Origin of the sequence: Niallia circulans, from assembly GCF_007273535.1 — a bacterium.
Lineage (GTDB): Bacteria > Bacillota > Bacilli > Bacillales > Cytobacillaceae > Niallia > Niallia circulans_B.
Window position 1 is genome coordinate 1,408,223 of the sequence record NZ_RIBP01000004.1, and the last position, 26,886, is coordinate 1,435,108.

The 26,886-nt window shown below is 31.3% G+C and carries 22 protein-coding genes, 2 pseudogenes and 1 riboswitch; of the genes and pseudogenes, 18 read left to right on the top strand and 6 right to left on the bottom strand.

Annotated features, from left to right (window positions below; translation table 11 throughout):
* Positions 1-264 precede the first annotated feature (264 nt).
* Positions 265-346: riboswitch (cyclic di-GMP riboswitch) on the top strand.
* Between the two features lie 310 nt (positions 347-656).
* Entirely contained in the window at positions 657-1,136 is a 480-nt protein-coding gene (locus tag CEQ21_RS14965; RefSeq protein WP_185765208.1) for a hypothetical protein, read from the bottom strand.
* 27 nt (positions 1,137-1,163) lie between these two features.
* On the bottom strand, positions 1,164-1,391 hold the full coding sequence (locus CEQ21_RS14970) for a hypothetical protein (RefSeq protein ID WP_185765209.1): 228 nt from the start codon (positions 1,389-1,391) through the stop codon (positions 1,164-1,166).
* A gap of 140 nt (positions 1,392-1,531) precedes the next feature.
* Between CEQ21_RS14970 and CEQ21_RS14975 the strand changes: the two genes are divergently transcribed.
* The 3 genes from CEQ21_RS14975 (at position 1,532) to CEQ21_RS14985 (ending at position 5,868) form a co-directional block, all read left to right on the top strand.
* Positions 1,532-2,404 carry a PhzF family phenazine biosynthesis protein gene (locus tag CEQ21_RS14975; RefSeq protein WP_185765210.1) on the top strand — a complete coding sequence of 291 codons (873 nt, stop codon included), beginning with the start codon at positions 1,532-1,534 and terminating at the stop codon, positions 2,402-2,404.
* A 556-nt stretch (positions 2,405-2,960) separates the two neighbouring features.
* A complete protein-coding gene (locus CEQ21_RS14980) occupies positions 2,961-4,226 on the top strand; it encodes a GDSL-type esterase/lipase family protein (protein WP_185765211.1) in 1,266 nt (421 codons plus the stop codon).
* A gap of 553 nt (positions 4,227-4,779) precedes the next feature.
* Positions 4,780-5,868 carry an acyltransferase gene (locus CEQ21_RS14985; protein ID WP_185765212.1) on the top strand — a complete coding sequence of 363 codons (1,089 nt, stop codon included), beginning with the start codon at positions 4,780-4,782 and terminating at the stop codon, positions 5,866-5,868.
* A gap of 527 nt (positions 5,869-6,395) precedes the next feature.
* Here CEQ21_RS14985 and CEQ21_RS14990 read toward each other — a convergent pair.
* Together CEQ21_RS14990 and CEQ21_RS14995 are read right to left on the bottom strand one after the other, a co-directional pair.
* Positions 6,396-7,477, bottom strand: a pseudogene (locus CEQ21_RS14990) (IS3 family transposase).
* Between the two features lie 546 nt (positions 7,478-8,023).
* On the bottom strand, positions 8,024-8,326 hold the full coding sequence (locus CEQ21_RS14995) for a hypothetical protein (RefSeq protein WP_185765213.1): 303 nt from the start codon (positions 8,324-8,326) through the stop codon (positions 8,024-8,026).
* 197 nt (positions 8,327-8,523) lie between these two features.
* Between CEQ21_RS14995 and CEQ21_RS15000 the strand changes: the two genes are divergently transcribed.
* Entirely contained in the window at positions 8,524-9,756 is a 1,233-nt protein-coding gene (locus CEQ21_RS15000) for an acyltransferase family protein (protein ID WP_185765214.1), read from the top strand.
* A 141-nt stretch (positions 9,757-9,897) separates the two neighbouring features.
* Here CEQ21_RS15000 and CEQ21_RS15005 read toward each other — a convergent pair whose 3' ends face one another.
* Both CEQ21_RS15005 and CEQ21_RS15010 read right to left on the bottom strand, forming a co-directional pair.
* Entirely contained in the window at positions 9,898-11,577 is a 1,680-nt protein-coding gene (locus CEQ21_RS15005; protein WP_185765215.1) for a methyl-accepting chemotaxis protein, read from the bottom strand.
* A gap of 539 nt (positions 11,578-12,116) precedes the next feature.
* Entirely contained in the window at positions 12,117-12,893 is a 777-nt protein-coding gene (locus CEQ21_RS15010) for an SGNH/GDSL hydrolase family protein (protein ID WP_185765216.1), read from the bottom strand.
* A gap of 243 nt (positions 12,894-13,136) precedes the next feature.
* On the opposite strand from CEQ21_RS15010, the gene CEQ21_RS15015 reads away from it, so the two are divergent.
* The 14 genes and pseudogenes from CEQ21_RS15015 to CEQ21_RS15080 all read left to right on the top strand — a co-directional run bounded on the left by CEQ21_RS15015 (position 13,137) and on the right by CEQ21_RS15080 (position 26,839).
* Positions 13,137-13,871 (top strand): YveK family protein, encoded by a 735-nt coding sequence (locus CEQ21_RS15015; RefSeq protein ID WP_185765217.1) that lies wholly within the window; start codon positions 13,137-13,139, stop codon positions 13,869-13,871.
* The gene (locus tag CEQ21_RS15020) at positions 13,872-14,576 is read left to right on the top strand and encodes a CpsD/CapB family tyrosine-protein kinase (RefSeq protein ID WP_185765218.1); all 705 of its coding nucleotides are present in this window, start codon (positions 13,872-13,874) and stop codon (positions 14,574-14,576) included.
* 54 nt (positions 14,577-14,630) lie between these two features.
* Positions 14,631-15,395 (top strand): tyrosine-protein phosphatase, encoded by a 765-nt coding sequence (locus tag CEQ21_RS15025; protein WP_185765219.1) that lies wholly within the window; start codon positions 14,631-14,633, stop codon positions 15,393-15,395.
* Positions 15,396-15,453: 58 nt separating this feature from the next.
* Positions 15,454-16,340 (top strand): annotated as a pseudogene (galU, locus tag CEQ21_RS15030) (UTP--glucose-1-phosphate uridylyltransferase GalU).
* A gap of 14 nt (positions 16,341-16,354) precedes the next feature.
* Entirely contained in the window at positions 16,355-17,041 is a 687-nt protein-coding gene (locus CEQ21_RS15035; RefSeq protein WP_419181595.1) for a sugar transferase, read from the top strand.
* The gene (locus tag CEQ21_RS15040) at positions 17,028-18,359 is read left to right on the top strand and encodes an O-antigen ligase family protein (protein ID WP_185765221.1); all 1,332 of its coding nucleotides are present in this window, start codon (positions 17,028-17,030) and stop codon (positions 18,357-18,359) included. Before CEQ21_RS15035 ends, CEQ21_RS15040 begins: the two co-directional genes overlap by 14 nt.
* A 10-nt stretch (positions 18,360-18,369) precedes the next feature.
* Complete coding sequence (locus CEQ21_RS15045) at positions 18,370-19,461, top strand: glycosyltransferase (RefSeq protein ID WP_185765222.1); 1,092 nt, start codon at positions 18,370-18,372, stop codon at positions 19,459-19,461.
* A complete protein-coding gene (pssD, locus tag CEQ21_RS15050; RefSeq protein WP_185765223.1) occupies positions 19,458-19,928 on the top strand; it encodes a PssD/Cps14F family polysaccharide biosynthesis glycosyltransferase in 471 nt (156 codons plus the stop codon). The genes CEQ21_RS15045 and pssD overlap by 4 nt, the downstream gene beginning before the upstream one ends.
* Positions 19,925-20,404 (top strand): PssE/Cps14G family polysaccharide biosynthesis glycosyltransferase, encoded by a 480-nt coding sequence (gene pssE / locus CEQ21_RS15055; RefSeq protein ID WP_185765224.1) that lies wholly within the window; start codon positions 19,925-19,927, stop codon positions 20,402-20,404. The genes pssD and pssE overlap by 4 nt, the downstream gene beginning before the upstream one ends.
* 10 nt (positions 20,405-20,414) lie before the next feature.
* Positions 20,415-21,839, top strand: coding sequence for an oligosaccharide flippase family protein (locus CEQ21_RS15060; RefSeq protein WP_185765225.1), 1,425 nt, complete (start codon positions 20,415-20,417; stop codon positions 21,837-21,839).
* Between the two features lie 26 nt (positions 21,840-21,865).
* Entirely contained in the window at positions 21,866-23,041 is a 1,176-nt protein-coding gene (locus tag CEQ21_RS15065; protein WP_185765226.1) for a glycosyltransferase family 4 protein, read from the top strand.
* Between the two features lie 59 nt (positions 23,042-23,100).
* Entirely contained in the window at positions 23,101-24,177 is a 1,077-nt protein-coding gene (locus CEQ21_RS15070) for an endo-1,4-beta-xylanase (RefSeq protein ID WP_185765227.1), read from the top strand.
* A complete protein-coding gene (locus CEQ21_RS15075; RefSeq protein WP_185765228.1) occupies positions 24,174-25,511 on the top strand; it encodes a UDP-glucose dehydrogenase family protein in 1,338 nt (445 codons plus the stop codon). The genes CEQ21_RS15070 and CEQ21_RS15075 overlap by 4 nt, the downstream gene beginning before the upstream one ends.
* A 140-nt stretch (positions 25,512-25,651) precedes the next feature.
* The gene (locus CEQ21_RS15080; protein ID WP_185765229.1) at positions 25,652-26,839 is read left to right on the top strand and encodes a nucleotidyltransferase domain-containing protein; all 1,188 of its coding nucleotides are present in this window, start codon (positions 25,652-25,654) and stop codon (positions 26,837-26,839) included.
* Positions 26,840-26,886: the final 47 nt, after the last annotated feature.

The window sequence follows — 26,886 nt, forward strand, 5'->3', positions numbered from 1 at the left end:
TAGTAGTTAAGAAAATTGTATTGTTGATATATTACTGTAAGTTCCCACAAAACAATAGTAACCAACCCTAATCTATTGTTTTGATGTCAGAGTTTCTTTTCTAACCTTAAAAGCCCGCTGTCTAATGGTGCTTTTAAGGTTTTTATTTTTTGAACACACGATGAACTACTAACTAGTTCTTATTATAAAGTTAACAATACTGTAATCTCTTGTTAATGGTAATAATATCTTCATAGTGTTAATATATCCATATTATCTTTCCAATCCAGACAAAGGCAAACCATATTGAAAAAATGGGACGCAAAGTCACAGGTCTAAGGAATTCTATGATGGCTGGACTACCTCGATTGAATAATCATCAAGGGGAGTGTCAACATGTTTTTCAAAGCGATAATTTGTCTATGTAAACGTAGACATAAATTCAGTTATTATACTGATAAGTGTGTTCGATGTGGAAAGAAGAGAAAGATCTCATAATAAGTTTAATGCCCATCTACTTTAAGAGAAGGGCTTTTTTTATTTCTTCGAAAGACTGGGTTATATTACCACTATGCCTTAAGTGAAAATGGCAATATAATACCATTTATAGGTCTTAGTTCCTATCCAAGGTATCTATTGTCACACTCACACACCGACAGATACCTTGGTGTTATATTTCAAGAGGTATCCTCCTGAAAAAGTCTCCTTAATGATTCCTTCTTAAAATGAGAAACTGCAGGCTTTGCCTCTGTGTACAGCAGTAGTTCTGTATAAACAGCAAAAGGATTTTCATCAAGCTGATCGATTAACTCATTTAGGTCTTCCCTCACAATAACGGAAAAGGTAACAGCAGTCTGCTCCTTGAATTCTACTAAGCTGACACTGATATGCTCTAAAACCTTTATGTCTTTCTTAGTCATTGGTTCTGTGATTATTACCTGTAACTTTATTATATTTTCAGATGCATCAAACTCTTCAGGAGTGTCTTTGTAAACCTCTTCTAAAAAAGGATAATCCGATATCCTGCTTTTTCTGTTGCAGTCTTCTACAAGTAGAAATCCAATAACATAGTTCCAGCCATCTTCCTTCGTATGCATAAGACGAAAGATTTCAAAGTTTTTCATCCTCAGCTCGCCAATTAGGTATACCTCTGGCATTTTCAAAGTATTACACCTTCTTTTTTCTTAATCAACAATTCGCAAAATGCTCCTATGAACTGAAATGACATCTTCACCATTATAAATAATATAAGCTTTATCCATTTCATTGTCGTAGTTGCTTGAATACTCCCCTAAAGCAGTCACATATCCTGTTTTGAAATGATAGATGAGCTGTTTATCATTTTCTTCACTTTCATATGCTAGTAGATCATTGTGTAAAAATACCTTTTTAGGTTTGTCATAAAAGAGCACAGCCACATTCCTCCTATAGGTTTATCTATAGAGTATAATAACAAATTCACGTCCTAAAATTAGTTAACACACCAAAAACAATCTACAATAGAAGGTAACTAAAGTATATAAAAACATAACTAAAGAGAGAGGTTTTAAAGATGAAAATACAAGTATTTGTCGTAAACGCCTTTACAAAAAACAAAGCAGGAGGCAATCCTGCCGGAGTTGTAGTAGAGGGAGACGGATTGAGTGCAGAAGACATGCAGTACATCGCTACAGAAATGGGACTGTCTGAAACAGCCTTTCTTCAAAGCTCCGCAGCTGCCGATTATAGAATAAGATACTTTACACCAGCAGCAGAAGTGGATTTATGCGGTCATGCCACAATCGCAAGCTTTGCCCTTTTGGTACAAAAAAATATCATAAACAAAGGCAGCTTCACAATTGAAACAAAAGCTGGCATTCTACCAGTAAGAGTGGAAGGGGAAAAGGTGTTTCTCACACAGAATAATCCTGAATTCAGCCAACAGTTGGACAAAAAGGATATTGCCCTGTCACTTAACATTTCAGAGACAGATATTATGGATGACCTGCCAATTGAAGTTGTCTCAACAGGCCTAAAGGATATCCTGATTCCAGTCAAAAATAATAAAGTGCTGCAAAGCCTGCAGCCAGATTTTAATAAAATCGAAGAAATAAGTGCCAAGCATCAAGTCGTGGGCTACCATGTCTTTACATTAGATACTGATACAAAGTCAAATGCCTTTTGCCGTAATTTCGCACCACTCTATGATATTAACGAAGAAAGTGCAACAGGCACAGCTAGTGGAGCATTGTCAGGCTATCTACATAAACACAGATTAATAGATCCAGCCAGCACAGGACTAATATTTGAACAAGGTCATGCGATGAAAGCTACATCTGAAATTATCTCCCGTTTTAAAGTGGATAGTCATAATGAAATACAAGCTTTGGAGGTTGGGGGAGAGGGAATCTACTTATCTTCTAAGTGGATAGAAGTTCAATATTAACACTAAATGCCTGTCCTTTGCATTCTATTAACGTTAAAAAACTTGTGTACTTTGAATTTGAAAGTGGTTAAACCAATGAAAATAAATTATTCAATTTAAGTCCTAGCTGTCCTATTTGTTTTGGCAATATAACGTATAATTACTCGCTTAAAATTTGACAACTAAGCATAAGTAATGCCATTTTTTTATACGGTGTATTAGAAATCAGCCCTAGTTCTTGATCGACGGAGAGAACTATCCTTTTTTAGAAAAAAGAACAAATTTTTCTCTCTAAAAATTAGATGGTTGTTTTTTTTATTATATTTAAAATTGGTTGTACCGATTTTCAAATATTATGGGGAAATTTGTAGATAGATGAATTAAAAATACATATAAAATGATATGCTAGAAACTTATTTTCCTAATGAGTAGCTACCACTTTAGATGAAAATTATCCACTGAGGAGTAGTACTAAAAGGCTGTGAATATCGTATTAGTAAAAAAGTGCTATGCATTTATCTTATCCATGTGTTAATATCTCCAAGATAAGAAAGAATAAAGGAGAGTCATTGGGGAAATGAAAGTAAATAAAACTTTATGGATACTAGTATTATTCATCGCTTTAGTATTTGTAATTTACTTTGGAATTAATTTTCAAGCGTTTAAAAGCAAAGAGATAACAGCAATGAGTATAAAAATTGAAGAAATTAATAATGAAAGAACTTACAAAGATAGATTGGTAGATGAAAAGATTAAGTGGATAAATGAATATTTGAAAAAAGGAAATATTGAACAACCCGAAAAGGAAATGACAGAGGCAGAATTTTTTGTTTTACTTTCAAAGATTTATGGGGTTTCACCAATATTGACAGATAGTTCTGAATATTGGGCGGCAGGATACTATCAGATGGCGGTAGAAAAATATGAATATAATACTTTAGATGTAAAACAAAGCAATGAAAAAATAAGTTATTTACGCGCTGCAGAAATAGTAAATATGATTTTAGGGGAAAAGAACAAAGGGATTCTTAGCTTTAATTTCCTTATCCAAAATGGATATAAAGAATTATTCGGCGAAAAAAATTCTAAACTTGCAGTATCTAGAAAAGAAGGTATAAGTATTATACTAAGAACAAAAGAGTTAGGTTTCTATACTTTCCAGAAGGTTAATAAAAATAGTAAAAAATCATTCGTTTTCTTAGGTGACTCAATCTCATTGGGGTGGAATGCTGATAACAACACTACCAAAAATAAGCCAACTAACTATGGTTTTCCTTATTTGATTGGTAACCAGAATGAAGATTACCACATTACAAATTTGGCATCCAGTGGCGCATATACAAAAACTTTATTAACTAAATTGAATAATCCTATTTACCAAACTAAAATCAAAAAAGCTGACTTAATTTGTATTGATATTGGTAGTGTTGACTTATTAGAGTCAGCAAGAGAGTATTTGGAAAAAGTAAAAAATGGTGGAGCTTTACCAACTGCAAAACAAGTTATCAATATAAAAGATGCTGCAAAACTAGCAATGAACAATATAGATAGCATAATCAAAGAAATTAGAATCTATACTGATTCACCAATATATTTAATAGGTTTATATAATCCAATACCTTCCGGCACAGTAGGAGCTGATTTTGGTGATTCAATTATTAAAGAAATGAACAAGTATTCTGTGAGAATAACAAAGGATTATTCTTCAGTCATTTATGTTGATAGCTTCAGTACATTTAAAGGCAAAGAAACTAAATATGTAATAGATGGAGAGATTCATCCAACATATGAAGGGCAAAAAGTAATAGCCTATTTATTGTCTCAAAAATTACCTAAACAATAAACCTTCTAAAAACAGATATCAAAGAGGGATTTATGTTTCGATTTTTTTTAAAAAAACTTAGATAAAAAAGTGCAGCATTTTGTAATATAAGCCCTAAGGTAAATGTTGTTCTTTGACTAATTTTATTTGGCTAATTAGTCGATAGTTATAGTACAGAATATTCGGGAGAACAATATTACTGTCGTTAATCATGTGCTTTTTTGTATAATATATTAGGGTTAGTTATAATAATTCATAAAATTATTATAACTAACCCACTTCTGGGATTACAAAGAAATATTTATTGGATAGATGTTTTCACCACTCAATAATCATTAGAAGATATTAGGATAGGTAAGTAATTTCAAATGGAAATTCGTGATAAAAGTCCTCTCGACTTTTATAATGTGTATAAATAATATATTATTAAATAAAGTATTATAGAGTTATTGTGATTTACTATTATTACAGTTGCATACTGAATGCTGTTCCTCTCCTGTAAGGGAAATAACCTGTTATTGAGGGAGATTAGTGTTTTTTGAGTATAAAGTAAAAAAATAGAAAGGGGTACCAAGTGGAAAGAAATTATACAATTGATTTAATTAAGTTTTTTGCAATATTTTTAGTAGTTTGTATCCATACAAATCCATTTAATAATACTGTGATTTTTGGAGTGCGTGGTGACTACGTTAGTAATATAATTGTTGCTGTCGCAAAAATAGGAGTACCTTTATTTTTTGCTATTTCCGGTTATTTATTTTATACTAAGTTCGAAATTACAGAGTTTAAACATGAGTATTTTAAAAAATATATGAGAAAGATATTTAATCTTTTTGTATGCTGGTATATTTTTTATGTTATTTATGATTTGTTTGTTATATTATTCACAAATTATTCAAAAGGATTCCAAATAGTGATGCAACAATTTCAAGAATACTTTTCATCACTATTTAATCTTGGTTTTATTTTTTATGGAACATTGAGTAATAGTTCTTATCATTTATGGTACTTAATAGCTTTATTGTGGGCAGTTTTAATCCTTTATATAGCCTTAAAGATGAAAAAACTAAATACGTTATTAATTATTAGTTTAGTCTTGCATTTTATTGGCCAGTTTGGACAAAGTTATTCTGGGTTAGTCCACATTCCACTTAATACAAGAGATGCTTTTTTCTTTGGCTTGTTTTATGTTAGCTTAGGAAGCTTTTTTGCTAAGAATAAAACAACAATTTTAAAAACAACTAAAATAATCAAAATTACCCCGTTGATTTCAATGACAATATTTTTTACCTTCTTTCAAGTTATTGAGAGATTATTAACTTATTCTTTATGGAATCCAACTAACATAAATTATTTTATAACAACAATTCCGGCAATAATTTGTTTATTACTTATCATGGTTAAGTACACTAGCATTGCTAGAGGAAGTTTCGTTTCTAAAATTGGAGCAAATGCAGTAGGTATTTATGTTACACATGTATTCTTTCTTGAACTAATTACTACTATAATTGATACATCTACACTAAGAAATGTATTAGCTCAGTTTATACTAACACCATTTATTTTCTTTTTATCATATATATTTTATAACAACCTACAGTTAATTAAGAAGAAAATGAAAAAAAGGACTAATAGATTTCAAAAACAGATAAATATAAATTAATTGAAGCTTGATATTACTGCTTTATTTAGTTTATAGTAAGAAATCAAATGAGATAAATTAAAATGGGGAAATTATTTACTTGTACTTATATTCAAATGTCTCCAATTAAGAATGTGAAAATAAGAGACGGTATATAAATGTAAGTTTCACCCTTAACAATTATAAAGTGAGACTTTTTAAACCCTTAAAAGCAGATGTCAAACGGAGCTTTTAAGGGTTTTTGTTTGTTTATAAACTAAGGGCCAATTTATTTTATGAATTAGGTATAAACAATGTCGTAATCTAAAAAATATTTCTCTAAAGTGTTAATAAATTTTCCAATCTTGATCCAAGTATATAATAATTGTGAGAGGATTTGGAGTAAAGCTTTTAGACGAAGAATACGAAGTAACATTTACCATGTTGAAATTTAAAAAACTAAATTAGATATAGACAAAATACGAAGAGTGGAATGGAGTGAATTAGGCTCCATAACTAACAAGGAGATTGGATTTGAGTCAATAATTTGGACACAAAAAAGTTAAGTATTAAGCGGTTCTTCTAATCTGATCCTCCATAGCTTGAGGTGTTTGATAGCCGATGCTGCTGTGAATTCTGTTTCTGTTGTACCAGTCCTCTATAAACTGAAACATGGCCAGCTTCGCTGCCCGGTAGTCTGTGTACTGGGTATGATAGACTTCTTCTTTCTTTAATATGGCGTGAAATGACTCTATACAGGCATTGTCATAAGGACAGCCTTTCTGACTGAAAGACTGCCTGATTCCGTATTTTTGGACATGCTGAGTAAACTCACTGCTGGTATATTGTGAGCCAAGATCGGTATGAAGAATTAAGCCCTTTCGGGGCTTTTGAGAAAAACAGGCGTTTTGAAGTGCTTCGATCACTAATTCCGAAGTCATAAAACGAGAAAAAGAATAGCCAACAATTTTTTTCGAATGCAGATCCAATACTGAGGCCAGATAGCACCAACCGTCTTTTACCGTAGGAATATACGTAATATCCGCCACCATTTCTCATTGATCGTGCAGGTAGAGAAGTCTCTTTTTAAAAGATTACCCAGCTGCACAACCTTTTCTTTTGAGGGGAAAGGACGGTATTTTTTCCTGGTAATCTAACGGATGCCTGCCTTTCTCATTAAGCGCTGGACACGCTTCAGGCTTAAACAAACCCCGTTGTTCGATAGGGTCTTATGGATTTTCGGTGCGCCATAACGCGACTTACTTTCCAGGTGAATCCGTTGGATTTCCTGCGTGAGTTCCTGGTTTTCTACACATTTTCTGGACGGGATAATGATCCTTGTGTTCCTCGATAAAATCGATGAGCTCTGATTCGGTTACTTTTTCGCGAATATGGCCATAGCCTTTTTTAGGATTTCTACCTCCTGTTTTAACCGAAGGTTTTCTTTCTGAATCTCGGCTAACTCTTTTGGTGTCAGCGCCTCTTTTTCTGAACCAATAGGGGTAAAGTCTTTCACCCATTTATAAATTGTTACTTCTGATACGCCATATTCGCTGCTTAATTCTTTACCCGGGCTGCCGGAATGATACAAATCCACAATCGTTTTCTTAAAATCATCGTTAAATTTTTTGCCTGCAGGTTTACGTTCCAATTTGGACACATCCTCTCAAAATAATTGTAAGGACTTAATTAAATTGTGTCCATGAAACTATACTAACTCCAAGATTGATAAAATAGCTAAGAATTAAAGGCTGCATATGATACTAAAACTTCACAAAAGAGTTTAATAAAAATTTAAAACTTAATATAAGCAGCTAAGTCGTTCGTCTTTCATCCGGACAAATTAACAGAGTATTAGATAAAGATAAATAACCGTAAGTGTGATAAATAGTTCTTCCATTGTCCATTAATTAAGTTCCATTTCTAATTTAAGCGACTTTAATCTCTAATTGTGTCTTATTATTAGGGTTTAAACTTCAATAATAAAGCACAACTTATTCCTATATAGTGGTATAGTCTAAATTGTTTTTTTCGTAAATTTTTAGAAGTATGCCTAGCTAAATGTAATACCCGTCAGCACTCTAATGTAACGAAGATGTGGACAGTAATAAAAAATCTAAAGCTTTTTTAGATTTTGCACCACTCTATGTTATTAATGAGAGAAGTGAAACAGTTATAGCAGATATATTCTCCTTTTTTAATTAATAAAGTCTTTAGGATACATAGTCTGAAAATGATTTAGTAAAGAAGGCAAATGCTTTTGGAATGCTAGACATATTTGCTGTCCAACAGGGTAAGGATAAATTGTTTTATTGCAAAGAATACAAACATCTTTTTCCTTGAAGATATGCATAACGTTTAAAGGGAAGGGTGTCTTTTTGTCTCCTACTAGAAATTGATACAAGTGATTATTGATGTGGAAATTTATTTGATAACCATCAAATGTGCTAAGTTTACTAATTTTTATATTTTGATATGTTAACTCTTTTACATCTAACATAGATTGAGATCTCCATTCTATTACTTCAATTAATTTGCCTATGAAATTAAGGTCTCATACTCAATGGTAATTATAAGTGAATATGTCTCCATTTTATTATATTAATGAAAAATCAAATAGTTTTTAAAAATTAACTATAATTAAAAAATACAATAATATATAATGTTAAGGACTAATTTTGAAAGTAGGTAATTTTTTTGAAGGTAAAGGAAAAGGCTCAAATAAATACTAAATTTTTGGATGGCTTAAGAGTTATCTTTGCTTTATGGGTACTATTGGATCATTTCTATGCATACATCGGCGGAGAGAACTTTGTACATATACCCTTTGGTGAACAACTACTTAATGGTTCAATCCCTGTAAGTGGTTTTATGATAATTACTGGGTTCTTAATGATGTATCACTATCTTTTAAAGCAGGATATAGAACTGCCTAACCAATCAAAAACACTTTATCGGTTTTGGCTAAAAAGACTATTTAGATTATATCCAATTTATTTTATTGCTATTATTACAGCATTTTTGACTGTTCCAGTCAGAGATAAATTAAATGTAAATATCTTGAATTATTTTACTAAAAGTAATATCAATGGTTACGGAGAGGAGTTAATCTATTCATCAAATTACCCTAGTATAGTTGATCTTTTTTCCCACCTTACTTTCTTACATGGTCTAATTCCACAAAACGCTGTTAGTATACTAGGCCCAGCATGGAGTTTATCATTAGAGATGCAATTTTATTTAGTATTCCCTTTTCTTTTTCTTATCTTCTTTTATAAGAAAAAAAGTATGAATTTAAGTGTATTATCATTATTATTTATCTCAACAGTAATAGCAATAATAATGCCTATCCTGTTTGGAATTTATAGCAAAGTTGGAATATTAACCACATTCCCACAACCTTCTGTTATTTTATATCAATTACCGCTTTTTGTGTATGGTATGCTTTTAGCAACTGTAGCGTTGAAAAAAATTAAATGGGAGTTTTTAATCTTGGGTATGGTCTCTATTGCTTTAACTCAAGGTAAAATGACTATTTTGGTTGTATTAATTATAACTGTGCTAATGTTCTTGGAGAAAATTAATGGGAGATTTACTGCTACCAAATTACTATACAATGTATTTAAAAAAGCAAATGATTTTCTCTCATCAAGAGGAGCAAATCTAGGGGCGAATTTATCTTATTCAGTATATCTACTACATCTCATACTACTTCCGTTTGTAGTTCAAATATCAATCAATTTCTTTTCTGTAATCACTACGAATAAATTGATTATAGCTAGTTTATCACTAATTTTCTTTTTAACTATAAATATCTTAGTTTCATATTTTTTATATTATAAAATTGAAATCCTTTTTATTAAAATGGGAAAGAATCTTTTAAGAATCCAAAATTCAAATAGAAATGAAGGTATAAAACAAAGTAGTTAGAGTTAGTTTTAAGTTTTGTTTTTCTTTAGGTGATTTGTGAAAATAGTAATAGAATATAAAAAATACTGAACATAAAGGATATTATGTTCAGTATTTTTTATATTCTTTGTTATGATATTATCTTAGAAGTATAAATCAATACTATAACCTGAATTTTTCCATCGTATCATTAAGCTCTTTTGACATTTCATTAAGTTCATTAATTAATCTGCCTACTTGCTCATTAGTTGCAGTTTGGCTTTCAGAAGCAGAAGCGACAGCATTAACATGGTCCACATTTTCACTTGCGATTGCAGCTAATTCCTCAGAAGAGGCTGTTATTTCCTCAACACTTGCGGACAGCTCCTCAGAAGTAGTGGATATTTCTTGAATTTGAGCAACAATATTTTCAATGGAAGCAAGAATGTTTTTAAAGGCTAGTCCAGCATTATTAGCAGAGAACAAGCTGCTTTCCATTTCACTTTTACTTTTAATAGTCGAAGTGACCGCCGTTTCTGTATCATGTTTAACTGCTTGAATCAAATCAGCAATTTCCTTTGCAGATTCCTTCGAGTTCTCCGCTAGCTTTCTAACCTCTGTCGCAACAACAGCAAACCCTTTACCGTGCTCACCAGCTCTTGCTGCTTCAATTGTTGCATTAAGAGCGAGCAAGTTTGTTTGCTCAGCGATATTAGTGATAACCTCCGAAATCGCGCCGATTCTGTTTGTTCTTTCTCCCAGGTTTTCCATAACAGATACTGTTTCATTGACAGTTGTGTTAAGACCTTTTAACTCGTCTAAAGTATCTTGAATAACTTTATTGCCTTCATTAGCAGCGTCATTCACACGTACAGAATAATCAGCGACAGATGACGAAGAGTTTGCAATAAGTTCAATGCCTTTTGCCCCTTCAGCCATCGTAGCTGCCATATCATTAGCTGTATCCTTTTGCAGTAAAGAACCAGTGGTTACTTGTTCAAATGATTCTAAAATTCCGCTTGACTGCGCCTCCAAATCCTGTCTTGCTGTGAGCAATTGACTCGAAGTGTCTAATAATCTGCCTTCTGTCGTTTTAATGCGGTCAATCATGCCAACTAAGCTTGCGACCATTGTATTAACAGCATTAGCCAGCTGCTGGAACTCATCTCTGCTATTGAAATGAAGTGGTTCACCAGATAAATCATTATCACTGATTTGTGTAAGTCTTCTCTCAATCACTTTAATTGGTTTTACAACAGTGTAGATTAACCAAGCTGCTACAGCAAGCGCTATAATAGCCGTCAAAACTGCCATAACCATAAACACATTCTTTTGAGCATGATTTTCAGAAATGATGTTATCTCCTGTATTTATTAGTTGCTGATCTACAGAATTCTTAATCTTGTCCCAAGCATCCATTGCATCTGTCGACCAAACTTGGCAGTATTGTTCCATTAACGGAATTGCCGCATCGAAACCGCCCTCTTCATATGCAGGAATTACTTGGTCGGTAATAAGATTATTCCATTTTTCCGTTTTAGCCACAGCATCTGCATAATCTGCGTTATCTCCTAATAACTTTTCCATTTCATCCATTAATACAGCAGACTCTTCTGCATTCTCAGTAAACTGCTCTATATATTTTTCATCCCCATATAACACATAACCACGTGCCATAATGACACGTTGCGATAAATTTTCCTCAAGAGTATTTGCTAAAGAAACAAGCCTATAATCTTTATCAATCAATTTGGTCATCTGATTATCAGCACGATCATTCCCCCAGTAACCGACTACCGCAAACCCTATAATAAACAATAATATTGCACCAAACCCAATAAACACTTTTCTTCTAATTCCCATTTTTGCCCCTCGCGATAACTTTATTTGTATTTTTTGATATTAAGAATTTTTAAACTGAGATATATCGTATAAAAACGTCCTTATCGATTACGATTTAAAGGACATTAAAGAAAGGTTATTTTTATAATTAAAGTCCTACATATCACCTCGTTGTTACATAAAAAATAAATTTTGAATCACTATAACAGTGACTAAATACCCAAGTATTTTAGACTATAAACCTAAATTTGAGTTTTTATAAAAACATTATTAATGAATTAAAATTTCATGTGTGAGTATAACGGTAAAGTGAGGATATAATTATATTTGTGTAACACGGCACCGCTATGCAAAAGACAGTGATATGTTTATATAAACATCATTTAAATAGTTGTATATATAATAGAAGAAACTAGGAAGCGTTTACATTAAATAGAAGAAAAACAGAGGGTAAATTTACAAAAATTCTATTTACGAAAGGTTTTTATGATGTTATTATAAAATACAACGTGCGTTATATAGAACAAAAAAGCCGGTAAAAATAGCGAGCTTTAAGCTCGCTATTTAGAAATAAGATACTCAGAGAGATAATCGCTCCAAAGCTTAAATCCAGAGTCATTAGGTCGTGCATCAGCATTCAAATAATCGTTTACTGTAATATCATTACCTGCTGGCCAAACTTCCCAATGATTTAAATATGTAAGGTTTTGATCAGCTGCATATTCTTGCAATGCAGCGACTTGCATAGGATATAGATTTGCATCATATATTTGATTTGGCGGTTGTAGAATAAACGTAACCTCAGGTAGAGCCACAGTCGTTTCCTCTATAATGGAGGAAATGTTTGATATAGTGTCAGGGATTGCGACGACATTATTATCATTTAACAGAAACGGTTCAAAAATAACCATATCAGGTTTTAAATCAACTAGTTTTTCACTTTCATGATCAAGTACATAATCAGTTGTTGTGTTTTCATAAACAATACTTTCTAATTCTATATGTTTTTCGTATTTCTCAGAGAGAGCTTCTTTTAACTTATCATTCAGACCTAAATTATCACTGCCGATTGAATTAGAGCCAAGCAGGACAATTTTAAATGTTTTATGGCTGTTTAATTTGTCTTTTAATTGCTCCTTAGCATTCTCAGGCCATTTTTCAGCAAGCTCCAAATAAAAATCCTTGTCTATTTCAGGCTCATGGTCTGTATTAGTTCCTGAATTGGTGACAGCTGGAGTAGAAGCTTGTTCAAGACTTTTGGTATTCCAATGAATATTACCAATTACAAGAACAGCTGCAAGTATTAAAGCAAGAACGGTGACTATTAAAGTTTTCATTATAACCTCCAAGGGAAATTAGGATATTTTAATTATGTAAATAAGAAAATGAAAGAGAAATCTCTATATTTTCAGGGAAAAATTTCCCAAGTTTAAATTAATACTATTAAAATAACAAAATCCTTGATAAAGTAAAAGAGCAAAATGTAAGCAATCTAGTAAAAGAATGTCAAGAATCGACAATTTTAGCAAATGATTATGGTATAATAATTCATGTTTTTATAATTTTTTTAGGAGGAAGCCATGGAAGAAACACTCAGTCTTAAAGAACTATTTCAAACATTAAAGAAAAGGATACTGTTAATAATTTCAATTACTTTGATCGCAATGATAATAAGTGGTATTGTAAGTTATTTCCTTTTGACTCCGGAATATAAATCGTCTACACAAATATTAGTTAATCAGTCAAAAACTGATGAATCCACTTTTTATAACACCAATGAAGTACAGACAAATATACAGTTGATAAGTACATATAGTGTAATTTTAAAAAGTGCTGCTATCTTAAATACTGTTAAAAATGAGTTAAATCTTGATATGAGTGTATCACAGTTAAATGGCAAAATTACTGTAGATAGTGCTCAAAATTCGCAAATTATGACTGTTTCTGTCACGGACCCTAGTCCAGCTGTTGCGCTAAATATTGCAAATAAAACAGCAGAAGTTTTCGAAAAAGAAATCAAAGAAATAATGAGTGTGGATAATGTTACGATTTTACCGCTTGCTGATGATCAGGAGAATCAGTCACCAGTGAGTCCGAATCCAACACTCAATATTATTGTTGCTGCAGTTGTCGGGCTTATTATAGGGATTTGTATAGCATTTTTCCTTGAATACTTAGATAATACAGTCAAAACAGAGCAAGACATTGAGAAGTTATTGGAAATCCCCGTTTTAGGTGCTATAACTACAATAGATGAAAACTTTGAAGCTAAGTTGCGAGGATCTACTAATGGAAGAACGCGAGGTGCAAGTTAATTGTCTGGAAGTAAAAATAGCAAAAAAAGATTGTTAGATAGTAAAAGGAAATTAGTAGCTAAATATGATCCTAAATCTCCAATTTCTGAACAATACAGAACTATTAGAACCAATATACTATATTCAAGCATTGATGAAGAAATACGTTCAATAATGGTTACATCGTCAGGACCTGGAGAGGGGAAATCAACTACAACAGCAAATCTTGCAGTAGTATTTGCACAACAAGGGAAAACAGTGCTATTAGTAGATGCTGATTTAAGAAAACCTACAGTCCATTATACTTTTAAACTAACTAACCAAAATGGTTTAACAACAGTTTTAACTAACCAAGTAGATTTAATGGAAGCTGTTAATAAAACAGACGAAAATAATTTATATGTACTTTCAAGTGGACCGATACCACCTAATCCCTCTGAATTATTGGGATCTAAAGCTATGCAACATTTTATGAGCAAAGCATTAGAAGAATTTGATTTCATTATCTTTGATACGCCGCCTGTACTTGCTGTAACAGATGCACAGATTCTTAGTAATTTATGTCAAGGTAGTGTGTTGGTTGTAAGTAGTGGTAAAACTGAAAAAGACTCGCTTTTAAAAACGAAGGATCTTCTAAATGCAACTAATGGTCGACTATTAGGAGTAGTGCTTAATAATAAAAAAGTTGACAAAAAAGGAAGCTATTATTATTACGGAACAAACTAAAAATTAGTTTGTTCTGTAATAATATAATATACCAGAAAAAGAAGGGTGTACTTTATGATTGATATTCATTGTCATATATTACCAGGTATAGATGATGGGCCATCCTCAGTAGAAGAGAGTTTATTGATGGCAAGAGAGGCAGTAAAAGAAGGGATACATACAATTATAGCCACTCCACATCATCGTAATAATAGATATGAAAATATAAAAGAAGAAGTACTGAAAAATGTTATAAAATTAAATAGTGAATTAACAAATGAAAATATTCCACTTACCATTCTTCCAGGACAGGAAAATAGGATTTTCGGAGAGTTATTAGAAGATTACCAAAAGGGAGAGATTCTAACACTTAACGATACTGATTACCTGTTTATTGAATTTCCCACTTCGTCAGTCCCAAGATATTCGGAAAGATTACTTTATGATATACAAGTCAAAGGTTTAACTCCTATCATAGTCCATCCGGAAAGAAATAAGGAATTACTTAATAATCCCAAAATCCTCTATGATATTGTGAAAAATGGCGCATTAACACAAGTTACTGCTGCCAGTATTGCTGGATATTTTGGAAAACCAGTTCAAAAGTTTTCAAAGCAGTTAATTGAGAATAATTTGACTCACTTTATTGCATCCGATGCTCATAATACTAACAATCGCAGTTTTAAACTGAATGAAGCATTTAAAATTATAGATAAGGATTTCGGTGTAGATTTTGTTTACCTCTTCATAGAAAATTCTGAAGCCTTGATAGAGAACAAAATAGTACATAAAGAAATTCCAGAACTCATTAAGAGAAAGAAATTCTTGGGAGTTTTTTAATTTATTTTTGTATATTTATTGAAATTTAATTACTTGTAAATAAATTTGGAGGAATCTGATGAAAAAGGTTAGAAAAGCAATTATTCCAGCTGCAGGTTTAGGAACTAGGTTCTTACCGGCTACTAAAGCAATGCCAAAAGAAATGCTTCCAATTGTAGATAAGCCAACTATTCAATATATTGTCGAAGAAGCAGTTGCGTCAGGAATTGAAGATATAATAATTGTAACTGGAAAAGGAAAGCGTGCTATCGAAGATCATTTTGATATTGCGCATGAATTAGAAGAAAACCTTCAATCAAAAGGAAAATATGAATTATTAAAAAAGGTGCAGTATGCCACGAATTTAGCAGATATTCACTATATTCGCCAAAAAGAACCTAAAGGGTTAGGGCATGCAGTCTGGTGTGCTCGAAAGTTTATCGGTGATGAACCATTTGCTGTATTACTGGGTGATGATATTGTCCAGAGCAAGACACCATGTTTACGTCAGTTAATTGATCAGTATGAGGAGACACAAGCATCAGTAATCGGAGTACAAACTGTTGGTGACAGTGATACAAGCAGATATGGAATAATAGATCCTGGCTGGAGAGAAGGAAGAAGATATCAAGTAAACAACTTTGTTGAAAAACCTAAAAGAGGAACTGCGCCTTCAAATTTAGCTATTATGGGACGGTATGTTTTTACTCCTGAAATTTTTATGTATTTGGATAAACAAGAAGAGGGAGCAGGAGGAGAAATCCAACTTACTGATGCTATTCAGTATTGGAAAAGATACAGCGAGTATTTGCCTATGATTTTGAGGGCAAGAGGTTCGATGTTGGAGAGAAAGTAGGCTTTATTCTAACTCAAATAGAGTTTGCGTTAAAAGATAAGGATATAAAGGATGAAGTCATACAAGGTATTACTGATATTGTAAAGGACTTTAAAACAATAGAATATTAAGGGGGATGAAACCTTTGTCGTTATCGAATAATCCAAAGGAAGATGAAAAGTATGTGTATCTACGTTTTCCAAACTCTAGATTGGAAACCAACAGTAAAGGTTATACATATGCAAAAAGAAGTATTGACATTTTATGCTCATTACTAGGGATTATAGTATTATTACCATTATTTATCTTAGTAGGGATTTTGATTAAGGTGGAAGATAATAAAGGGTCAGTATTCTTTTCTCAAACAAGAGTTGGAAAAAATGAGAAACTATTCACTATGTATAAATTTCGTTCAATGGTAAGTAATGCGGAGGAAATGTTAGAAGAATTGAGAGAGCAAAACGAAGCATCAGGAGCAATGTTTAAAATAAAACATGATCCTAGAGTTACTAAAATAGGGAGATTCATTCGGAAAACAAGTATTGATGAATTACCACAATTATTCAATGTATTAAAAGGTGACATGAGTTTGGTTGGGCCAAGACCACCATTGCCAGAAGAGGTACAAGAATATACAGCTTACCATAAGCAAAGATTACTGGTAGTACCAGGTTGTACAGGTTTATGGCAGGTAAGTGGCAGAAGTAATGTGGGGTTTGAGGAGATGGTTGAAATGGATTTGACTTATATAAATATGCGTTCTGTAAGAAATGATTTTAAAATAATTATGAGAACATTTTATACGGTTTTTGCAAAAAATGATGCATATTAATAATTCATTATTTCCGGGTGCAGATTTATATGATGGCATCGAAAGCAAAGCTGGCAAGTTAAGATTGAATATTTACGAACGTATATTTGTATTTATTTATTTACTAATCCCTCTTGTTGATAGTGTGAATGGTTACTTTTTACTTAATAATATTAGTACGCCTATATCAATAGGACAATTATACAGATTTTTAATAACATTTCTATTTTTGTTAGTGATATTTAAGTTTGCTAAAAAAATAGATTTTTACAAATTTCTGTTTTTTAGTATGGTTCTGGTAATGCTACAGTTTGTATACTTTTTTAAACACGCAAACTTAAGTGGAATGTTTTTTGATATTTCTAATATTATAAAATTGTTATTTATTATTATTACCATTGAAGGCTACAGGGCATTATATAAAAGTGGAAAAATAAGAGGTATTATTATTGTTCGTATTTTAAAAATTAGTATCTTTACATTTCCTATTAGTATATTAATACCTAAGTTGTTAGGTGTTGGTTTTACAGCATATTCTAATGGTGGTGGATATTCAGCATTTTACAATGCTAATAATGATTTAAATATTGTATTAATAATATTATTAATTTTTTCTTTAGAATTAGTATTTCAAGGGATAAGGAATAAAGATAAAAAAAATGTTCTCTATATTATTGGGCTTTTACTTATAATAACAGTAACCTTACTTGTTGGTTCAAAATCTAGTATGGCATTTTCTGTTATTTCAATCTTAATTTATTCATTTAGAAGTATAAAAAGTAATTCTGTTCTTAAAAATTTCAACTTGTTTTTATTAATAAGTTTAGTTGCGTTTGTTCTAATTAGATTAAGTTATTTATTTCAAAATGAAATAAATGGGATCATTGAACGAAACAAATACTTTTTTAATAAGTCAGAAAATATTCTAGGCTTCTTACTAAGTGGAAGAGAGATTTTTTTAGAAAATGCTTATTACTCTTTTATTAATTCTGAGCACATAATAACTAGGTTAATTATAGGTGTAGGTTCATATGCTAAGAATTTAGAGCTGGGTCAGCTCTTGAATACAGGCACAAAGGTTATAGAAATGGATATATTCGATATATTTTTTGCTTATGGATTAATTGGAACAATACTAATATATTCCTATTTCATAATCATTTTCATTAAAGCTTGTAAGATTGAATTTGTTTACAAATATTTGTATCTTTCAGTTTTTGTATTTAGTACTATCGTTGGCCATGTCTTGTTTTCTGCACTATCAGGCAGCTTTTTGGCTATTATCTGTTGTATGTTTATAAGTAGTTCAGGGAATAAAAAGTTTGAGAGAGATACATAAAGGAGTAAAAATGGATATATTAATGATATCAAACATGTACCCTAATAAGGAAAATCCATCATATGGAATATTTGTGGAAAAATCAGTAGAAATGTTAGAATCTGAGGGTATTAATATCCAAAAGATAGTAATGTATAAAACAACTGGTAAAATAAAAAAAATTCTAAGTTACATTTTATTTTATTTTAAAATTATTTATGGATTAATCTTTGGTACATACGATATTCTGTATGTACATTACGCTTCGCATAGTGCTATTCCAATTATTCTTGGTAAAATTTTAAAAAGGAATATAGTTATTTATACTAATGTACATGGAAGTGATGTGATTCCAGAAAAGTTTGTACACAGAGTATTACAAATTCCTACAAGAAAACTAATAGGGATTTCTGATGTGGTCATTGTACCATCAAATTACTTTAAAGACATAGTGAAGAATAAATATAAGGCAAGAACAGTGTATATCTCACCTTCTGGTGGAGTCGATAGACACGTATTTAAACCTCAAGAAAGAAAATTTAAAGAGTATGGTCTTAAGGAAGAAAAAAAATATATTGGCTTTATAGGAAGAATTGATTATGAAAAGGGCTGGGATGATTTAATAAATGCATTTGCTTTGTTAGATAGTAGTCTAGTCGAAAACTGGGAATTAATTATTGTTGGAAGTGGTAAGCAAAACAATGACTTATCCACACTGATTAGTGAGAAAAAGTTAAATGAAAAAGTAAAAAGATTTGATTTGTTACCACATAATAAATTAAGTGAAGTTTATAATTTATTAGATGTTTTTGTTTTTCCGACAAGAAGAGCAGGAGAAAGTCTTGGTTTAGTTGGATTAGAGTCTTTAAGCTGCGGCATACCGGTTATAGGAAGTAAAATTGGTGGATTAAGAGAATATATAATTGATAAGGAAAATGGTTTGCTATATGAAGCAGGAAATGTAAAAGAACTAGCACAAACTTTAGAAGAATATATGCATTACTCCCATGATGTAATAAGCGAAATGAAAAAAAAATCAATAGAGTCATCTAATGATTACGATAAAGATAATGTAAAGAAACATTTTGTAAAGATATTTAAGCAAGTTGGTGGAATAATATGAAAACGAAGAAAAAAGTGTGTTTAATAAGTTCATCTGGTGGTCATCTTTCACAATTGAAACAATTAATTCCTATAGTAGATGAAGAAGAATTCTTTTTGATTACAGAAAAAAATGAATCTACTATAGATTTAATAGAAAAATATCCAACATTTTATCTTAAACAACAAGATAGAAGAAATAAACTAATAATTTTCATATTACTATTTAACATACTAAAGTCTCTGTTAATATTAATCAAAAATAGACCTAAATATATTATTACTACAGGTGCAGGTGTAGTAATTCCATTTTGTTTGTTAGGAAAAGTAATGGGAGCAAAAGTCCTATTTATAGAAAGCTTTGCAAAAGTTAACACTCCGACAATTACTGGTAGAGTAGTATATAAATTCGCAGATGAATTCTTTATACAATGGCCAAATCTTAAAAAATATTATCCTAAGGCAAAGTATAGGGGGACTATCTATTGATCTTCGTAACAGTTGGTACTCAAAAATTTCAATTCAATAGATTATTTAAAGAACTTGATAAACTTAAGGAAGAATATGAAATTAAAGAAGAAATTATAGCTCAGATTGGAGTTTCAGATTATGTACCGGCAAATTATAACTATGTTAAATTTGTTGATGGAGATACGATTAATAGGTATATGGAAACCTGTTCTTTATTAATTACTCATTCTGGTACTAGTTCTATAATACAAGGATTGCGTTTAAATAAAAAAGTTTTGGTAGTTCCAAGACTTGCTGAGTTTGGTGAACATGTTGATAATCATCAGGTTGAGATAGCTAAAACATTTGAGGATGCGGGATATGTTGAAGTTGTTAATGACATATCTAATTTAGGTGATAAGCTTCAGATTTTAGAAGAAAAAGAATATGAAGAGTTTTCTTCTGATAATACTGAATTGCTATCGTCTGTTAGGGAATTTATAGGGATTTTTTAAGAGGTGTAAGATGGAAAAATTCATAAAAAAATTAGTGGGATTCTCTTTAGGGCCAGTAATCGCAGCTTTTATTGCGTTTATTACTATACCAATTACTACATACTTTATTGATCCCAGTGAATATGGAAAAGCCAGTATGTTTTCTTTGTTCCAAACTATGTTAGGCACTTTTTTGTATTTAGGTATAGATCAGTCGTATGCGCGAGAGTATCATTCGGCAAATAATAAACTTAATTTGTTTCAAAATGCTGTTTTAATACCAATTATTATATCTATAGTAGGACTCATAATAATTCTGCTATTCCCAACTCAAACATCTTTAATTTTATTTGATAGTAGCCAATATATACTACCATCAATTTTATTCGGGATTATGGTTGTTGCAATGGTAGTTGAAAGATTCATTTTACTATCCTTAAGAATGCAAGAAAAAGCACTTGAATATTCTATGTTGAATATTTTATCAAAGTTCTCCATTTTGGTATTTACAATTATCTTTGTCTTGTTTATTCGCAGGGATTTTTTGGCAGTTGTGTTTTCAACTGTGTTAGGTCAAATTTTAGCAGATATATATTTATTAGTTAGATATAGGAAATTATTTTCCTTTAAGGGATTTTCAATAGATAAATCTTTAATTAAAAAAATGATACACTTTGGCTTTCCTATATTAATAGCCACTTCTTTATCAAGTGTACTTAATTCCTTTGATCGTATAGCACTGAGAACTTGGAGTGATTTCTTTCAAATTGGTATCTTTACAGCTACTCAAAAAATTGCAGGTGTAATTACGGTTGTACAGCTAAGTTTTACCAGTTTCTGGGTACCGACTGCTTATCGTTGGTATGAAGAAGGTAAAGAAATAAGGTATTTCAAAATAGTAAGTGATTCCATATTGTTTTGTATGTCAATTTTATTTGTTTTTGTATTAATTTTTAAAGATATTATTATTTATGTCTTGTCATCAGGTTATTCGGAAGCAGCTTTGATAATAGCATTTTTATGTCTCCCACCAATCATTTTTACAGTAAGTGAGACAACTTGTTTAGGGATTGTATTCTCTCGTAAAAGTTATTTAAGTATTTGGGTAGGAGTAGTAGCTATTATTCCTAATCTAATCATTAATTTCCTTCTTGTTCCTAAGTACGGAGCTTTAGGAGCGGCTATAGCAACTGCTGTATCATATGTATTCTTCTTTATAACCCGTACCTATTTTTCCAATAAAAACGGTATGAGATTTTCAACAACCAAACACAATTTTGTCTTTTTTGTTTTATTAATTATATCTTTTATTAATATATTTGAAGATACTTGGGTAACTTTTTTTAATGTTGGTGCATTGTTAATAGTAATACTTACACAATACAGCACTATTAAGGAATTTATTAAATTAAATAAAAAAAGAAAGATAAGCAAAGTTGAGAATTTAGATGTGTGAGTTAGTAACTTAGGAAGGCGGATTATATGAAGATAGCTATCTTGTGTAATGAAGCAAAGCCAGTACCAGCTGTTGAGGGAGGAGCAGTAGAAACGTTAGTGGATTTACTAATTCAAAATAATGAAGATAGTAAAATTTTAGATATAGATGTAATTACTGTGCATAATGAAAAGGCTATTATTAAAAGTGAAAATTATTTAAATACTTCCTTTAAATTTATTAAATATAATAAGGGTTTAGAGGAAAAACTAATCTTTATGAATAAATTTACTAAAAAGTTTAAAGTTAAGTTTTGGTTTCATGAGTATTTAAAGGAAGCAGTAAAAGTATTAAATCAAAATGATTATGACTGGATAATAGTTGAAAATAGACCGATTTATATTAAGTATTTAAAAAATAAACTTCCTAATAAAAAGTTCGCATTACATTTGCATAATGACACACTGAGTGTTGATAATTATTATTCAAAGTTTTGTCTTGATAAATACGATAAAATTCTGACAGTAAGTGAATATATTACAAGGAGAGTAGTAGAGGTTAATCCTAAACTAAAGGAAAAGGTGGTAACTCTATTAAATAGAATCGATACTAATAAATTTGGTGGGACAATATTCAATAAAGATTCCATTAGAGAAAAATATAATATTACTGATGAAGAAAAGATCATACTATATCATGGCAGAATTATAAAAGAAAAAGGAGTTTTGGAATTAATCAAAGCTTTTAATTTAGCTAATGCAAAACAAAAAAAATTAAAATTAATTGTCATAGGAGAAGTATCTGGGAGTAAATATTTTGAAAGAAGAATAGCAGAAGAAATTAATAAAGGGCAGGAAAATAGAATAATAATGACGGGATACGTAGACCACGAATTATTGCCCCAATATCTTAATTCTTCAGATATCGTTGTGTTACCTTCGTTGTGGAATGAACCATTTGGATTGACTATAGTGGAATCAATGGCTATGGAAAAACCAGTGATTTCAGTGAATGTTGGTGCTATTCCAGAAATAATATTAGAGGATTGTGGGATATTAGTAAACAAAGATGAGGATTTGGTAACTAACTTGGCTCAGGCCATATATAATCTTAGTGAAAACTCTGAACTAATGCGGAAATTTGGGGAGAATAGTAAAAAAAGAGCCATATCGAACTATAATTCAGTGGATTATTTAAAGGATTTGGTGATGTTGTTAGATTGAGAGTAATAAAACTAATAAGGAAATTGAAAAAGATAATCCAAATTAAGTAGGTGTATTACTTGAATAAACCTAAAAAAATTTTACTATTATTCCTTATAATAATTCTTGCTCTAATAAGTATTATTATTATTGGCAAAAGTAATAAAGATGCAAAAGAAAATATTTCATTAAGAAGTCTAGCAGATAATCAGAATTTCTATGTGGGTGCAGCTGTTAACTCATTATATTTAGATAAAGACGAAAAGTATAAAGAGTTAATTAATGATGAAGTAAATCTTGTTACTACGGAAAATGAAATGAAGTTTGATATTATTCATCCTGAAGAATACAGATATGATTTTTCAGCTGCAGATAAGATAGTTAATTTTGCCAAAGAAAACAATCAAAAAATAAGAGGTCATACTCTTGTTTGGCATCATCGTATCCCTAAATGGCTAGAAGAAGGACAGTTTACTAAAAATGAAGTGAAAGAAATTCTTAAGCAACACATTCAGACTGTTGTTGGTCGCTACAAAGGTCAAATTTATGCTTGGGATGTTGTTAATGAAGCATTTAATGATGATGGTTCATTAAGAGAAAATTTTTGGCTTAAAACATTAGGGCCACAATATATTGAATGGTCATTTCAATGGGCACATGAGGCCGATCCTAATGCGTTATTATTTTATAATGATTTTGGAATAGAAATGGTGAATTCTAAATCAATTAAGGTTTTAGAAACATTAAATAGTTTAAAACAAAAGGGTGTACCGATTGATGGAATTGGACTCCAAATGCATACGCATTTAGCTAGTAAGATTAATATAAGTAACTTGGAAAACGTTATGCAGAATTTTAGTTCTGTAGGATTGCAAATTCAGATTACTGAGTTAGATATAGGAATAGCTGAGGGAAAAGAGTCAAAGAATATAAAAAGTAAATTACAAGCTAAGTATTATTCGGATATCTTTAAGATATGCTTGAAAAATGAGGATTGTACTGCAATCGTACTATGGGGTATCACTGATAAGTATACTTACAGAATAAAAGAAGAAGAGCCTTTAATTTTTGATACTAAATATAAACCTAAAGAAGCATATTGGTCTATTTCAGAAACTTTACAAACAATAAAAAGGAAAATGGAGGGAAACAAATGACTAATATCACAGTAGCAGGTACTGGTTATGTAGGGTTAGTAACAGGTGTCTGTTTAGCTGAAGTGGGTCATTCGGTTACATGCGTAGATAATATTAAGGATAAAATTAACCTTTTAAGAAAAGGTATATCTCCTATTTATGAGCCACAGTTGGATGAATTGATAGTAAAAAACTCACAAGCTGGCAAATTGAATTTTACTACAGATTATGAATGTGCCTATAGTCAGTCAGATATTATCTTCATTGGGGTAGGAACTCCTGAAAATGAGGATGGATCTGCTAATTTAAACTTTGTATATACGGTTGCCCACCAAATTGCAGAAAATATTCAAAGAGATTGCCTAGTTGTAATTAAGTCAACAGTGCCTATTGGTACAAATGATAAAGTAGAAGTCTTTATTAAAAATCACCTGAAATATGATGTGAATGTGGAAGTTGCATCCAACCCAGAATTTCTTGCACAAGGCACAGCCGTTAGAGACACACTAAATGCATCGCGAATTGTTATTGGAGTTGAAAGTGACCATGCAAAAAAGGTGCTGTCTGAAATTTATGAACCATTTAATCAGCCAATTCTTTCTATGAACCGTCGAAGTGCAGAGATGGTTAAGTACGCATCGAATGACTTCTTAGCATTAAAGATTTCGTTTGTTAATGACATTGCGAACTTATGTGAAGCAGTCGGTGCAAATATCGAGGATGTAACTAACGGTATGAGCTATGATTCTCGTATTGGTAATAAGTTCTTAAATCCTGGTATTGGATATGGTGGGTCCTGTTTCCCGAAAGATACAAAAGCATTACATTGGCTATCAGAGGAAGAAGGCTATGTTCTAAGAACTGTTAAAGCAGCTATAGAAGTGAATGAAAAGCAGCGCTTTAAGCTCATTAAAAAGGCAAGGCATGATTTCCCTACTTTCCAAGGGTTAAAAGTTGCTGTGCTTGGATTGACTTTTAAGCCAGGTACAGATGATTTAAGGGAAGCTCCGTCTATTCCTAATGTGCGTCTATTGTTAAATCAGGGTGCTCAAGTTCATGCTTATGATCCAGTAGGTACGGAGAACTTTAAGAAGATTTATCCTACACAAGTTGTATATGAGGACTCACCAGAATCTGCTTTGAAAGATGCAGATATATGCTTTGTTTTTACTGAGTGGGAAGAAATAAAATCACTTGATTTGAAGCTCTTCAGAGAAAACATGAGGACTCCTTATGTATATGATGGCCGAAATTGCTATACTTTAACTGCTGCCAAGGAAGCTAGTATTAACTATTATTCTATTGGTCGCCCAGACGTTAAGGAATTCAAATTAAGTTTACAAGAAACAACATAATAATGATGGAACCCATAAAGGGTTCCATTTTTTATTTTTAATTAAAGTTGCTGTATTGATAAATAGAACGAATTGATGTAAAATTGTTCTTATTAAAGAACGAGATTATGATAGTGCGGTAACTAAGCAAGGAGGATTAGATGAAGCTAAATAACCAATATAGGGAATTGACATCTCAAGTGACAGTTGAAATGAATTTATTGTTAGATATTATCAAAGCTATTACGGATGAAGAAAAAATAGAGAGTTACAAATTAGAAAGAATTAACTGGGAAAAATTTTACCAACTTGCTCTGCATCACAGAGTTATTCCATTGGTATATTCCAATATAAATAGAAATAAAGTGAAATGGATTCCGAAAGAGGTAATAAACGTTCTTAAAAATAAATATCAGCAAAATGTTTTCTCTATGCTGAAACTAACCTCTGAAATGGATTTAATTGCAAAGCATTTTAATAATAATAATTTACCAGCATTATTCTTAAAGGGACCAATACTCGGTGAACAGCTCTATGGAAATATATCTTTAAGAACTTCAAAGGATATAGATATACTGATATCTAATAGGGATATAAATACGACAAAAAAACTGTTATTTGAGATGGGTTACATAGAAAAAGAGGAGCCGGAATTTATTTTAAATGAGCACAAGTTAAGAACTCATCATTCTGTTTTTTTTCACCCAAACTCTAAGTTTTCTATTGAAATTCACTGGAGACTAAACGATCTTCCGGACAAAGAACCTCACTTTGATACTCTATGGGCACGAAGGAGAACAAGTCAATTAACCAATGAAACCATTAGCATGTTAGGGGAAGAAGATTTATTTTTATACTTAGTATCTCATGGAGCTAGACATGGCTGGTTCAGACTAAGATGGTTAGTCGATATTGATAGGTTAATATTGAAAGGGGTAATTTGGAAGAAATTGATCCCGGTTATGAAAGAGTACTCGAACGAGCATATCGTGGGTCAAGCACTATTATTAACTAAAGGGCTACTAAATACGCCTATAAATAAAGATTTATCTTTTTTGATAACTTGTAAGGCAATAGAACTTTCTAACCTTGCGATGATTTATATAAAGAGCATACAGTATGATCAACCTTTTCCTGAGGATTTAATTCCATATAATCGGTATGGTTGGGTACTACAAAAAAGTATTGGTCAAAAATTTAAATATTTTTTAATTTTATCATATCCGACCTATAAAGATTATCAAGTATTTAAGCTTCCAAAGAGTATGCATTTGCTTTATTTCCCTCTCCGCCCATTCATATATACGGGAAGGAAACTAGGTATACTAAAGCTAAAAGAAAATGGGTAAACAAAAAAAGGCTTTGAAGCCTTTTTTGTTTACCCTATAGAATTAAA